Annotated in this window: 17 protein-coding genes and 1 tRNA gene; 8 read left to right on the forward strand and 10 right to left on the reverse strand. The window is 70.4% G+C overall.

Translation table 11 applies throughout. The features are described 5' to 3' along the window. Positions 1-21 precede the first annotated feature (21 nt). Positions 22-516: a YajQ family cyclic di-GMP-binding protein gene (locus tag AB0F10_RS29135; protein ID WP_360631856.1), complete on the reverse strand. Its 495-nt coding sequence runs from the start codon at positions 514-516 to the stop codon at positions 22-24. A gap of 149 nt (positions 517-665) precedes the next feature. Between AB0F10_RS29135 and AB0F10_RS29140 the strand changes: the two genes are divergently transcribed. The 4 genes from AB0F10_RS29140 (at position 666) to AB0F10_RS29155 (ending at position 3,158) form a co-directional block, all read left to right on the forward strand. Then, positions 666-746 (forward strand) — tRNA-Tyr (locus AB0F10_RS29140). A 139-nt stretch (positions 747-885) separates the two neighbouring features. Further along, positions 886-1,440 carry a GntR family transcriptional regulator gene (locus AB0F10_RS29145; protein WP_360631859.1) on the forward strand — a complete coding sequence of 185 codons (555 nt, stop codon included), beginning with the start codon at positions 886-888 and terminating at the stop codon, positions 1,438-1,440. Positions 1,441-1,455: 15 nt separating this feature from the next. Further along, positions 1,456-2,397, forward strand: coding sequence for a DMT family transporter (locus AB0F10_RS29150; protein WP_360631862.1), 942 nt, complete (start codon positions 1,456-1,458; stop codon positions 2,395-2,397). Positions 2,398-2,540: 143 nt separating this feature from the next. Continuing rightward, positions 2,541-3,158, forward strand: coding sequence for a hypothetical protein (locus tag AB0F10_RS29155; protein ID WP_360631865.1), 618 nt, complete (start codon positions 2,541-2,543; stop codon positions 3,156-3,158). On the opposite strand, the gene AB0F10_RS29160 is transcribed toward AB0F10_RS29155, so the two are convergent. Beyond that, the gene (locus AB0F10_RS29160; protein WP_360631868.1) at positions 3,155-3,376 is read right to left on the reverse strand and encodes a hypothetical protein; all 222 of its coding nucleotides are present in this window, start codon (positions 3,374-3,376) and stop codon (positions 3,155-3,157) included. The two genes, AB0F10_RS29155 and AB0F10_RS29160, sit on opposite strands and share 4 nt — an antisense overlap. Positions 3,377-3,382: 6 nt before the next feature. Here AB0F10_RS29160 and hemF point away from each other — a divergent pair, with 6 nt between their 5' ends. Then, positions 3,383-4,285 (forward strand): oxygen-dependent coproporphyrinogen oxidase, encoded by a 903-nt coding sequence (gene hemF, locus AB0F10_RS29165; RefSeq protein ID WP_360631871.1) that lies wholly within the window; start codon positions 3,383-3,385, stop codon positions 4,283-4,285. A gap of 12 nt (positions 4,286-4,297) precedes the next feature. On the opposite strand, the gene AB0F10_RS29170 is transcribed toward hemF, so the two are convergent. After that, positions 4,298-5,476, reverse strand: a complete 1,179-nt coding sequence (locus AB0F10_RS29170; RefSeq protein ID WP_360631874.1) for a glycosyltransferase family 4 protein — start codon at positions 5,474-5,476, stop codon at positions 4,298-4,300. A 318-nt stretch (positions 5,477-5,794) separates the two neighbouring features. Here AB0F10_RS29170 and AB0F10_RS29175 point away from each other — a divergent pair, with 318 nt between their 5' ends. From AB0F10_RS29175 to AB0F10_RS29185, 3 genes are read left to right on the forward strand one after another with little or no spacing between them, the layout of a single operon-like run. Continuing rightward, positions 5,795-6,229 carry an SMI1/KNR4 family protein gene (locus AB0F10_RS29175; protein WP_360631877.1) on the forward strand — a complete coding sequence of 145 codons (435 nt, stop codon included), beginning with the start codon at positions 5,795-5,797 and terminating at the stop codon, positions 6,227-6,229. Continuing rightward, positions 6,226-6,786 carry a DUF2975 domain-containing protein gene (locus AB0F10_RS29180; RefSeq protein ID WP_360631880.1) on the forward strand — a complete coding sequence of 187 codons (561 nt, stop codon included), beginning with the start codon at positions 6,226-6,228 and terminating at the stop codon, positions 6,784-6,786. Before AB0F10_RS29175 ends, AB0F10_RS29180 begins: the two co-directional genes overlap by 4 nt. Next, positions 6,786-7,004 (forward strand): helix-turn-helix transcriptional regulator, encoded by a 219-nt coding sequence (locus AB0F10_RS29185; RefSeq protein ID WP_360631883.1) that lies wholly within the window; start codon positions 6,786-6,788, stop codon positions 7,002-7,004. Before AB0F10_RS29180 ends, AB0F10_RS29185 begins: the two co-directional genes overlap by 1 nt. A gap of 198 nt (positions 7,005-7,202) precedes the next feature. On the opposite strand, the gene AB0F10_RS29190 is transcribed toward AB0F10_RS29185, so the two are convergent. The 7 genes from AB0F10_RS29190 to AB0F10_RS29220 form a co-directional block, all read right to left on the reverse strand. Further along, positions 7,203-7,619, reverse strand: a complete 417-nt coding sequence (locus AB0F10_RS29190; RefSeq protein WP_360631886.1) for a DUF6228 family protein — start codon at positions 7,617-7,619, stop codon at positions 7,203-7,205. 80 nt (positions 7,620-7,699) lie between these two features. Further along, the gene (locus AB0F10_RS29195) at positions 7,700-8,158 is read right to left on the reverse strand and encodes a nitroreductase family deazaflavin-dependent oxidoreductase (protein WP_360631889.1); all 459 of its coding nucleotides are present in this window, start codon (positions 8,156-8,158) and stop codon (positions 7,700-7,702) included. 93 nt (positions 8,159-8,251) lie between these two features. Next, entirely contained in the window at positions 8,252-8,911 is a 660-nt protein-coding gene (locus AB0F10_RS29200) for an MOSC domain-containing protein (protein ID WP_360631892.1), read from the reverse strand. Continuing rightward, entirely contained in the window at positions 8,908-9,735 is an 828-nt protein-coding gene (locus AB0F10_RS29205) for a GNAT family N-acetyltransferase (protein ID WP_360631895.1), read from the reverse strand. The genes AB0F10_RS29200 and AB0F10_RS29205 overlap by 4 nt, the downstream gene beginning before the upstream one ends. A gap of 37 nt (positions 9,736-9,772) precedes the next feature. Next, on the reverse strand, positions 9,773-10,789 hold the full coding sequence (locus tag AB0F10_RS29210; RefSeq protein WP_360631898.1) for an LLM class flavin-dependent oxidoreductase: 1,017 nt from the start codon (positions 10,787-10,789) through the stop codon (positions 9,773-9,775). Then, positions 10,786-11,376 carry a TetR family transcriptional regulator gene (locus AB0F10_RS29215; protein WP_360631900.1) on the reverse strand — a complete coding sequence of 197 codons (591 nt, stop codon included), beginning with the start codon at positions 11,374-11,376 and terminating at the stop codon, positions 10,786-10,788. The genes AB0F10_RS29210 and AB0F10_RS29215 overlap by 4 nt, the downstream gene beginning before the upstream one ends. A 75-nt stretch (positions 11,377-11,451) precedes the next feature. Then, positions 11,452-11,913 carry a DUF1707 domain-containing protein gene (locus tag AB0F10_RS29220; RefSeq protein ID WP_360631903.1) on the reverse strand — a complete coding sequence of 154 codons (462 nt, stop codon included), beginning with the start codon at positions 11,911-11,913 and terminating at the stop codon, positions 11,452-11,454. Between the last annotated feature and the right edge of the window lie 198 nt (positions 11,914-12,111).

The following is a 12,111-nucleotide window of genomic DNA, read 5'->3' on the forward strand; positions in this document are numbered from 1 at the left end:
GGAAGTTCGTGAACTGCCCGGCTACCGGTAGTTGGTGAACTGCAGGGCGACGCCGAAGTCCTCGGCCTTGAGCAGGGCGATGATGGCCTGCAGGTCATCACGCTTCTTGCCGGTGACCCGCAACTGGTCCCCCTGGATCTGCGCCTGCACGCCCTTCGGGCCCTCGTCGCGGATCTTCTTGCTGATCGCCTTGGCCTTGTCGGCCTCGATGCCCTCGAGCACCTTGCAGTCGATCTTGTAGGTCTTGCCGGACTGCCGGGGCTCGCCGGCCTCGAGCGACTTCAACGAGATGTTCCGCTTGACCAGCTTCTCCTTGTAGACGTCGAGCGCCGCGACGGCCCGCTCCTCGGTCTCGGAGGTGATGGTGACGCCGTTCTCCCCCGACTTGGCGATGGTCGTCCCGGTGCCCCGAAAATCGAACCGGGTCCCGAGCTCCTTTTCCGCCTGGTGGAAGGCGTTGTCCACCTCCTGGCCGTCGACCTTGCTGACGATGTCGAACGACGGACTGGCTGCCATGATCAGACTCCTGCTGGTGGGCCACGTATCGATGTCCACGGAAGGCCGCGACAGCCCTCCGACATGCCGACCGTACCCGGTTGTGAATCCGGCCGGCGGTATGGCTATCCTGTTGTTCGCTGCTGCGGGCGACTGCGGCGGCATGCCCAGGCGGGTTGCCCGAGCGGCCAATGGGAGCGGACTGTAAATCCGTCGCGAAAGCTACAGAGGTTCGAATCCTCTACCCGCCACACAGGCACAAAGAGGCCCTCTACCAGCGTGAACGCCGGTAGAGGGCCTCTTTCGTGAAGTCTCACCCGATCACTTGTGACGACGTGATCCCACTCGTCGCGGCGAATACACGGCAGAGTCTGATCAAGATCCTTCCGAGTGGTCGGGCCTCCTCCGCGATCCGCTTCATCGTCGTCTGCCGGCCGTCGATTCGTTTCGCTTGGACCCTTCATCAGGACCTGCACGCTGCGCCGGAGCGGCCACAACGGCGATGACCTGCGCGCCGGCATCGAACACGGCGAGCCGGCCAGCGGCGCGAGGCTTTCCTCCGAGCGCGATCTCGCCGCCCGGTGCGGCACCGCCTGCAACGCCGCCCGCGATGCGATCAGCATCCTGCAGGGCGAGGGCCCGGTCGTCGCCCCGCATGGGCGCGGAGTCTTCGTCCGCCCGCCGATACACCTCGGCGTGAACCGCTACGGCGCGACCGGCCTGTCCCCTTCCGCGTCGAAGTCCCGAACGGGGCCGCACCCGGCAACCGAATGCCGCTCCGTGACCCGGGAAGGTCCTTCTCCCGACGTCGCCGACCGGCTCTGCCTCGATCCGGCAACCGCCCGCGTCGTGCGCCGGGAGAACCCCGGTATTTCGCCGACGACGGACCCGTCCAGGTCTCCGTCACCTAAGTTCCTCGACTGGGACATGCTCGTAGAAGACTGACCAGGAAGGCACCGGATGCGCCGCAGCAGCCTGGCAAGACTCGTCCTGCTCGCCCTGCTCTGGGGCTCCGGATTCCTCTGGATCAAACTCTCCCTGCGCGGCTTCACCCCGATCCAGATCGTCCTGGTCCGGCTCGCCCTCGGCGCGCTCGTCCTCGCCCTGGTCGCCCTCGCCCGGGGCCTGCGATTTCCCACCGGCCGGGTCATCTGGGGGCACCTGTTCGTGGCCGCGCTGGTCGCCAACGCCATCCCCTACACCCTCTTCGGCATCGGCGAGGGCACCGTGGGATCGAACGTCGCCGGGGTCATCAACGCCACCACGCCGCTGTGGACGGTCCTCGTCGCGTTCCTGGCCGGCACCGACCGCACGATCAGCCCGCGTCGCGGGGCGGGCCTGGCGCTCGGCTTCGCCGGCACCCTGCTCATCTTCACCCCGTGGGATTCCGCCGGCGAGATCGCGAGCTGGGGCGGCCTGGCGATCCTGGCGGCCTCGGCCAGCTACGGAATCTCGTTCGTATACATGGGCAGATTCCTCACCAACCGAGGAATCCCGGCCCTCATGCTGTCGGCCTCGCAGCTCGCGGCCGGCGCGGTCCTGATGGTGTTCACGCTGCCGTTCGGCGGCCTGGTCGCACCGCACTGGCGGCTGGACGCGATCGCCAGCCTGCTCATTCTCGGCATCTTCGGCACGGGCCTCGCCTACGTACTCAACTATCGCCTCATCGCCGACGAGGGGCCGACGGCCGCCTCCACCACCACCTACCTGCTTCCGTTGGTCGCGGTCGGCCTCGGCGCCCTGGTCGTCGACGAGACCGTCACCCTGGCGATGACCGCCGGAATGGTCGTCGTCCTCGGCGGCGTCGCCCTGGTCCAGCGCCGGCCCACGAACCCATCGACCGACTTCCCAGTTCACAGCCGGAGCGCTCCCGCCGGAGGCAAACAGGCTCGGAGGAGGTAGTGGCGCCGTACGGGAATTCAGGACGGCAGCGTAGGGCCGGCAAGAGGCCCTGCCCGTGGCACTCATGGCTGCTTGATATCGGGTACGCCCGCGGCCGCACGGAATTCCCAGTGCATCCGGCAGTCCGCCATTAGGGTGCTGTCATGTTGCCGCCCGGAGACGCGACGTCGGCGTCCAATACCCGGCGGGTGCTCATCGTCGGAGGCCCCGGCAGCGGAAAGACCACCTTCGCGCGCCGCATCGCGTCGGCGCTGCGACTCCCGCATCACGACCTGGACCGGATCGGCTATGACCCTCCGGATCTCCACCCGAACGCCCCATTCTGGCAGTGGACGAGAGTCGCCGATAACGACCGTCGCGAACGCGCGGGAAGGCTGGCTGCCACAGACGGCTGGGTGGTCGACGGCCTCTACGCGGGCTGGACTGTCGCGCTCCGCAATGCCTCCGACGTCATCGTGTGGCTTGACCCGCCGACACCGGTGACCACGTGGCGAGTCCTTCGACGTGCGATCGAGCATCGCGCACGCGGCGGCCGTGATTGGGATGTGCGATCGGTCGTCCGGGTAGCACGCGGGGCGCACAACTTCCGGACCCGGCCACCAGCGACCGACGAGCAACTGCGGGAACGAGACGGTGCCAACGGCGCAAGCACCCTCGCCGCGTTCCTGGGTCCCGCCGCCAACAAGTTGATCCATTGCCGCACCACCGCCGATATCCGTCGGACATTGGAGTGCTTGAGCAAAGGACCGGGACCAACCTAGGTCGACCGGCGATGCGAGCGATGTTTCTTGCGGGCGGGGGTCTGCGGCGTGAACGCCATCGGCCGGCTACCGCTGGAAGCCGCGGGCGGGGTGGCCCTCGGGATGCCGGCGGGCAGGTCCGCGGAGCCGGCGGCGGTGACCGCGGCTTCCTTGGCGGACCCGCTGAGGGCGGCACCCCGGGCGTCCCCGTTGGCACGACCGCTGTCCAAAATGGTCATCGAAAGGTGCCGACCAGTCCACGCGAAGGGATCGACGGCGCCGGGGAGGAACGGTTCGGGCGCGCGCTCGAGGAGTGCGACGGAGAGCAGCGCTTCGACCCGCACAGTTGGAGCCGGCCCGGCGGGGGCGGCGGCGAGGCGCGGCTGATCGAGGGCGGCCGGGTCTTCGAGCGCGCCGGGGTCAACGTCTCTGCCGTGTACGGCGACAAGGCGCCGGCCTCGATCGCGGCCGAGTACGGGCTGGACCCGTCGGCCGGGTTCTTCGCCACCGGGCTGTCGACCGTGGTGCATCCACGGAATCCACACGTGCCCTCGTTCCACGCCAACTTCCGGTACTTCGAACTGGGCGAGCACACCTGGTGGTTCGGCGGCGGCACCGACCTCACCCCCTCGTACGGGTACGCCGAGGATGCCGGGCACTTCCACAGGACGCTCAAGGACTTCTGCGACGAGCACGATCCGGCGTTCTTTCCGGAGGCCAAGACCGCCTGCGACCGCTACTTCTATCTGCCGCACCGGCGGGAGACCCGCGGCGTGGGCGGAATCTTCTTCGACGGGCTGCGACCCGAGGGGCCGGACGGCTGGGAGCGCGGCCTCGCGCTGGTCCGGCGCGGGATCGACACCCTCGCGGCGGCCTACCTGCCGATCGTGCGGCGGCGCATGGATCAGCCGTACGGCGAGCGGGAACGGCAATGGCAGCTGTACCGCCGCGGCCGGTATGTCGAGTTCAATCTGGTCTACGACCGCGGCACCAAGTTCGGGCTGCAGACCGGGGGCAACATCGAGGCCATCCTGATGTCGCTGCCGCCGCTGGCCGGCTGGGCCTTCGACGTTCAGCCGGAGCCGGGGAGCCCGGAGGCCGAATTGCGGGACGGCTTCCTCACGCCCCGAGACTGGGCAGATCACTGACCGAAAACATCGTCAGCGCTTCGGACGCCCGCCTGCCAGGTCGGCGAAGAGGTTGTCCCAGATCGCCTTCACCGTGTCGATGGAGTAGCGGTCACTGCCGGCCAGGGCGGCCTTGCCCATCACCCGCCGCTCGTCCGGTTGCTCGATCATCCGGGCCATGCCCTCGGCCAGCGCCGGCACGTCACCCGGCGGGATCAGCAGCCCGTTGGCGCCGTCCTTGATGATCTCGGCCGGGCCGGTCGGGCAGTCGAAGGCCACCGCGGGCAGGCCCACGGTGGCCGCCTCCAGCAGCACCATCGGCAGGCCCTCGAAGCGGGAGCTGAGCACGTAGGCGGAGGCGCCGGCCAACTCCTCGTCCAGTTTGCTGGTCGCGCCCATGAGCCGCACCTGGCCGTCGAGCCCCAGCTCGCCGATCCGGGTGGCAAGCTTCGCCTTCTGGTCACCCCAGCCGAAGATCCGCAACTGCCAGTCGGGGTGCCGCCCGGCGATCAGGCCGAATGCCTCGATCAGCATGTCGAAGCCCTTCTGCTTCGACAGCCGGCCGGCAGCGACGAGCACCTTGTTCTCCAGCGCGGCGGGCGGCACCCGGGCCGGCGGGATGCCGTTCGGGACGCGCTCCAGGCGGACGCGGCCTCCGGTCGCTTCGCGGTAGGTGGCGAGGTCGTGCTCGGTGAGCACGGTGACGGCGTCGAGCCGGGGGTACGCCCGCAGGATCTCCGCGCGCAGCGGCGGCTTGTAGGTGTCGAGGTTCATGTGGTCCTGCCCGATCCGGATCAGCCGCCGCGGGCCGTACCAGGCCGACAGCAGGTTGAGGCCGGGTCGCGTGGTGATCAGGACGCCGTCCTTCGCGGCCCAGAAGTAGCGGATCACGGTGGCGTCGACCACGGGGTCCCAGCGGCGGTAGCGGGCGTCGTGCCGGTGCGGGAAGCGGTTCTTGAATCGCCGGGTCTTGTTCGCGAGCCGGGTCTTCTCGCCGGGCGGGTCCGCGCGGCGCGTGCCGTCGCCAAGCAGGTCGGTGAGCGGGACCAGGCGCACGCGGGGATCGATCGGGAAGGCGGGGGCGTCGACGTGGCGGTAGACGCTGGCGATCTCCACATCGTGATCGGCACAGAGGGCGTTGGCCTGGTTTATCACGCTGCGGATGGTGCCGCCGGTTCCGTAGGCGTTGTTGAGCACATAGCGGATCTGCACGAGCGGTAACGTAGCAACTGAAGCAAAATCTTTCATGTATCCGCTTTTGCCCTAATGCCGCGGTTCGGGAATCGCCGAGGAGCCGGCGGGCGGGTAGGTCCGACGGCTGACCTCGCCCGTGCGTCCCTATATCATGCCGATTCCTAACGTTTGACCCGGTAAATCCGCCGGGAAGGCCACGGGGGTCCGAGTCTTCCGTCCGCCACCGCAGGCACAGGAGTTCCTATCGTCGGCCGAACAGCCGTGAGGAGTCTCACTCGGCTGCCGTCCGGGAAATCGGGCCACCTTCGGCACGGCACTGGCTGCCATTCTCATCCGGTGAGCGACCAAGAGGCTCGACGCGAGGTACTGCGCCTGCTGGCCGGCGTGCGGCGGGCTCCAGAACAGCCCTTCCCCGGCGGCGCCACCGAGGCCGACCTGGACGACCTTGCGCAACGAGTGGGCGTGCCGCTGCCGGCGGTGCTCGTCGACTGGTTGCGAATCTGCAAGGGCGAGGCCATCTGCGCGGGGGGCATCTTCGGCGCGCGGCCGGATCGGGACTTCCTCGACATCGCAGCGCACCTGGACCTGCATCCACAGTGGCGCGAGCTCGGCTGGTTGCCGGTGGCGGGCGACGGCTGCGGCAACCACTACGTTCTGGTCCGGGGCGGCGAGGTGGCCTTCGTCGAATCGGTTTCTGATCCGGACAGCGTCGCATCCGTCGCCGGGGCGAGCCTATGGATGTTCCTGCGCACCCTGCTGGCGTCAGGGTGACCCAGCCCTTGCCGCATCTATCGAAATACGATAGATTTCCATCGCAATTCGATGGAAGGATCGTGATGGGAAAGCTGACGGTGGGTGCGCTTCGCGCTGTGCTCGTGGTGCTGCTCACGGGCACCGTGCTCATACAGGTGGCGATGGTGTGGACGTTGATCAGCGGGAATGACCCGGAGGACGGATCGGTTCCGCTGACCCCGCTGCGGGTGATCACGATCCTGGGCATGGTGTCGATCCAGGTCGCCCTGGTCTGCGTGTGGCGGCTGGTGTCGATGGTGCGACGCGGAACCGTTTTCTCCCACGCCGCCTTCCGGTCCGTGGACGTCATGATCGGCGCGATCGTGTCGGCCGCCCTGGTGTGGTTCGCGGTCACGGCCGTCAACGCGCCGGGCCAGCGGGAGGACCCGGGCGTCACGGTCATCATGGGCGGAATCGGCCTTGGCATCCTGGGGGTCGCACTCATCGTGCTCGTGCTGCGGATGCTGCTCGCCCAGGCCGTGGCGCTCGACGGCGAGGCGACGCGGATGCAGGCCGAACTGAACGAGGTGATCTGATGCCGATCGCCGTCGACATCGACGTGATGCTGGCCAAGCGGAAGATGTCCGTGGGCGAGCTGGCGGAACGCGTGGGGATCACGCCCGCCAACCTGGCGGTGCTCAAGAACGGCCGCGCCAAGGCGGTGCGCTTCGCGACCCTCGCCGCCCTCTGCGACGTGCTCGAGTGCCAGCCGGGTGACCTGCTGCGCTGGGAGGTCGACGAGGCCGTGACGTGACAGCCCATCCCGGACTCGGGCCGGCATGGGCGCGGGTCCGGCGCGGGAGCACACGAGGCTGAATACGCTTCTGCCTCTGGAGCGGCCCTATGTGGTGTGGGTGACGTTCTCGCCGAGTCCGGGCGGATGACCGGCCGGTCGCAGCGGTTCCGGCATCGCGTCGGGCGGCTGCTGCGACACCGGTGAACGGAGTGGCGCTCACGACAGAAGGAACCGGGCGAGGTCCGCGGCGAGCCGGGTCATCTCCTCGCCGCCCTCCAGGGCGAAGACCGTCCGGGCCGACCAGGCGGTGTCGCCCCAGCCGGTGCCCGGCGCCTGGAGCGTCACGCCGAGCGACACCCCGCCGCGGCCGTCGTGCCGGGCGTCGCAGATCAGTTCGTGCTCCATCGACCGCCAGGTGCGTACGCCGTCCCAGCCTTGCCGGTCGGCCGCGAGGCCGGCCATGAAGCCGGGCAGTGTGACCCCGTCGACCTTGGCGATCGTCGCCGCGGTCATGCCGTTCTCGTGCAACTCCGCGGCGACCGTGTAGACGCGGCCGGCCCGGTACGGATTCTGTGGCGGGTGGAGAACCCACCGCGCGCCGTTGGCGTCGCCCAGCACGAACGGCCTGCTCATGGTGAGGGAGTATGCCGGGCTTCGGGGCGCGAGCGGGGCGGATCGGCCGGGATGCCGCCCGTCCGGCGGGCGGGCCCGGGTCAGCGCCGGGGTGCCGGACCGGCGTCGGGGACGATGCGGAAGACCGGGAAGCCGGGCGCCGCCGCGGCGATGTCCGCCTCCGGGGAGTCGGCCTTCAGGCCGTCGAAGAAGACGCCCGCCTCCCAGGCCCACTTGCGCAGGTAGATGCGGATCAGCGGCGGCTTGTCCGGGTCGGCGATCTCCACCGGGGTGAAGTGCTGGACGCGGCGGCCGAGGCGCAGCTCGCCCTCGCCGGCGGCGCGCAGGTTGCGCACCCATTGGGTGTGGCCGCGGGGCGCGAGCAGGTAGCGCTCGCCCTCGTGGGTGAACAGGTTGACCACCGTGGTGCGGGTCTCGCCGCTCTTGCGGCCGCGCACGGCGAGGACGCGGCTGCCCAGCAGGCTGACGCCGCGGGCGGTGAGCCACTTGGCGGCGTTGTTGAAGGCGTTGCTGGAGCTCTTGGGTGTCAGGTAGCGCACGCGTCCTCCTCAGTGGAGAGAGCACTGCTCTCATCTGAGATCAGATAACACGCTAAGGCCGTTCTCTGTCAAGAGCAGTGCTCTCTCAAATCCCTAGATCTTCAGGCGCCCCCGGAATTCCTTCTTCAGCGTCTCGTCCAGGTCCAGGTCCAGGTAGCCGCGCAGGAGCTCCGGCTCGTGGAGCCAGGCGTGGAAGCTGTCCGCGACGGTGACGCCGTGGTCCGGGCGGTCGACGATCTCGACGCGGGCGCCGGCCCGGACGCTGCCGGGCCGGAGCACGCGCAGGTAGGCGCCCGGCCTGCGTTCCGCGCCGAAGCGCTTCACCCAGCGCGGTTCCGCCATCTTCCACTGGAAGGTCGCGCACGGGATGCGGCCGAAGGTGGTCTGCAGCACCAGCTCGTCGCCGATCTGCCAGGCCTCGCCGAGCAGCGCGCCGTTGACGTCCAGGCCCGCGGTGGTCAGGTTCTCGCCGAACAGGCCGCTGGGCAGCTTCCGGTCGAGTTCCTTCTCCCACCAGTCGTAGTCCTCGCGGGCGTACGCGTAGACGGCCTGTTCGTCGCCGCCGTGGTGCTCGGTGTCGAAGATCTGGTCCCCGACCAGGCCACTGTGCAGCCCGGTGCGTTTCGGGCCCGGCGCCCGCACCGCGACGGGATGGTCGACCGGCTGCTTGTTGATGCCCGTCGTGCCGACGTGCTTGGCGTTGCTCGTCTCGGGTACGGCCAGGTTTACCTGCAGAACGACGGCATCGGTCATGAGGCGAACTCCACTAGGCTGCGGTCCTCGATCGGCGTGTAGCCGATTCGCTGATAGAGGGCGTTGCTGGTCGGGTTGTCGATGTCGGTGAAGAGCACCACGTCGCCCGCGCCCGCGTCCAGGGCGGCCCGGCTGACCGCGACGGTGACCGCGCCCGCGTAGCCGCGGGTCCGGTGTTCACGCGGCGTGTAGACGCTCATCACCCGGACCATGCCGGCCTCCGCGCGGGAGACCCCGGCCATCGACACCGGGCTCCCGTCGGCCTCCCACAGTCGCAGGCCACCGTACGAGAGCCTGTCGTCGACGAGCTCCTCGGCGTTCAGTGACGACTCGCCGACCTCGCGCAGGAACGCCCTCGTCCAGTCGACGAGCAGGCCGCGGTCGTTGGCGCCGGCGACGCGGGCCCGGCCGGGCGCCGGCGGGGCCGGCGGGGCCAGCGCGGCGAGGCGGAACAGGCGCTGGCGCCGGGCGACGCGCGGGGTCGTACCGGTGCGTCGCTGCCACTCGAGGGAGAAGGCCTCCGCGACCGCGTCGGGCGCGATGACGCTCGGCAGCGGATCGCCGCAGAGGCGGCCGGCCAGCTCCGCCGCGGCGGCCGGGGACATCGCGCTGAGCACCGCGGCGCGTGGCGGCGTACGCAGGAAGGCGCCGCCGCCGTCGCACCAGCCGAACACCGGCGGCTCGTCGCCGTAGGCGTAGGGCCCGCGCTGCCGCAGGGTGTCGCTCACCGTGAGGAGGACCGTGTTCTCCACCGGCCTCGAGCGCAGGAACTCGCCGGCGCCGGCCAGGAAGTCGTCGACGCTGCCGGTGATGTGCCAAGTCATGTCACCATCCTGGGCCGCGGGCCCCGCGTCGCGCACCCTAATTCGGCGTGCCCCAGGCCTTCGCGATGCGGGCCAGCGAGTCCTGCCGGGTCGCCGGGTCGTAGGCCGCGCCGGCCAGGATCAGCTCGTTCGCGCCGGTGCGCTCGACCAGCGCGTCCAGGTCCGCGACGACGTCGTCGGCGGTGCCGGCGTACTGGGTGCCCGGCAGCTGGTCGAGGATGCCGCGGTCCAGGTCGGACAGTTCGAAGGTGGCCGCCGATTCCGGGGAGACGATCGGGCCGAGACGACCGGTACGCAGGCTCAGCGCGACGATCCGGCTCGGGCCGGCCAGGAACTGGGCCTCCTCCCGGGTCTCCGCGGCCAGCACCGAGGCGCTGACCATGAGGTGCGGCTCGGGGTACCGCGGCGAGGGCTGGAAGGCCGAGCGGTAGAGCCGCGCCGCGGTGTCCACATCGGAGGTCATGGCGAAGTGGTACGCGTAGCAGAACGGCAGCCCCAGCGCGGCCGCCACCTGTGCGCCGTAGGTGGACGAGCCGAGCATCCAGACCTCGGGGAATGTCCGCGGCGCCGGCGTCGCCCGCAGCCGGCCGGCCCGCTCCGGGGCCACCCGGTCGTCGCCGAGCAGCGCCAGCACCATGGCGAGGTGGTCGGGGAACTGCTCGACGGTCAGGTGCGGTGAGCCGCCGCGCAGCGCGGCGGCGGTGGCCTGGTCGGTGCCGGGCGCCCGGCCGATGCCGAGGTCGATGCGGCCGGGGTGCAGGGCCTCGAGCAGGGCGAACTGCTCGGCGACCACGAACGGCATGTGGTTGGGCAGCATGACCCCGCCGGAGCCGACCCTGATGCGTTCGGTGTTGGCCGCGACGTGCGCGATCAGCACCGGCGGCGACGTGGACGCGACGGCGGGCATGTTGTGGTGCTCCGCGACCCAGAAGCGGGCGTAGCCGAACTCGTCCGCGGTGCGCGCGATCTCGGTCGTGCCGCGCAGCGCGTCGGCGCTGTCGTGCCCCTCGCGGACGGTGGCGAGGTCAAGCACGGACAGGGGTACGCGACTCATGAGCTGATCCGTTCGGAGTGGGAAGGGTGGACGAAGTCGAAGCCGGCGCCGAGGAGTTCGTGCAGGCCGGCGATGCCGCTGTCGGCGTCCCAGTGCGGGCAGGCCGTGTTGAGCACCGTGCGGGCGGCGTTGACGGTGAGGTCGAGCCGCAGCGGGTCGAGGCCGGTCCGGGCGGCGGCCCACTCGCGGACCGCGGCCCAGAACCGGTCGGCGACCTCGCGGGAGCAACCCGACAGCTCGGGCGAGGCCAGCCGCACGCGGCGCTGCAGCAGCATCCGTTCGGCGGTGGCGCCCGTGTAGCCGACCAGGACTTCGCGCAGCGAGGACCAGAGCGGCTCGCCGGGCGGGCGTCCGGCGAGCAGGGCGGCCCAGAGGGCGGCGTCGTCGGGGTCGGGGTCGAAGACCACCGACTCCTTGTCGGCGAAGTAGTTGAAGAAGGTGCGCCGGGAGACGCCGGCGGCGGCCACGATGTCGTCGACCGACACCGCGTCGAAGCCGCGCTCGGTCATCAGCCGCAGCGCGGTGGAGTGCACGAGACGCCAGGTCTCGCGCTTCTTACGTTCCCGTACTGGGCTCGAAACGACCACGGATCCGACGGTACGTCGCCTGCACTCGGTGCAACTTGCACTCGGTGCATGAAGTGCGCCACACCCGGGCGGGCGTCACCGGCGCTGCTGCCTCCGGATCGACTGCACGCCGATCGTGGTGGCGAAGAGCGCGGCGCCCGGCGCCAGCAGCCAGATCGGCCACGGATAGACGTGGCCGGCGACCGTGACCTCGACCAGGAACCACACCGCGACGTTGACGGCCACCACCGACGCCCAGATGGTCCAGAGGACCTGCAGCGCCAGCGGCATCCTGCGGGCCTGGCGGCGCGCCTCGGCCAGGCGGCGCGCGTTGACGTCGGCGGCGCTCAGCCCGGCCTTCGGCAGGTCGGCCACCAGGCCGAGCAGGTCTGCGTAGGTGCGGGCGGCGTAGACCTCGCGCAGCCGGTCGTCGTATTCGCCCAGGGAGAGGCGGCCCTCCTCGAGCGCGGCCTTCAACTGGTCGGCGATCTTGTGCCGGTCGGCGTCGGCCGCACGCATCGTCTCGACACCGGGCCGCGGCACGACTTCCCTCGCCATGCCGACAGGCTATCCGAGCGACCGGAAGCGCTCCATACCCGAACGGCGCGGGCTCAGCCCGGCGGGTCGAAGTGGACGATCTGGGTCGAGGCGTCGAGGTCGCCCGGCACCGCCACGATCGCCCCCGGGCGACCTGGCGGGAAGGCGGGCGGCCACGCCGGCCGCGGCCGCTGGGCCGGCAGCATGCGGGCCAGCACC

Source organism: Actinoplanes sp. NPDC026623 (assembly GCF_040638275.1).
In the GTDB taxonomy this organism is placed as follows: Bacteria; Actinomycetota; Actinomycetes; order Mycobacteriales; family Micromonosporaceae; genus Actinoplanes.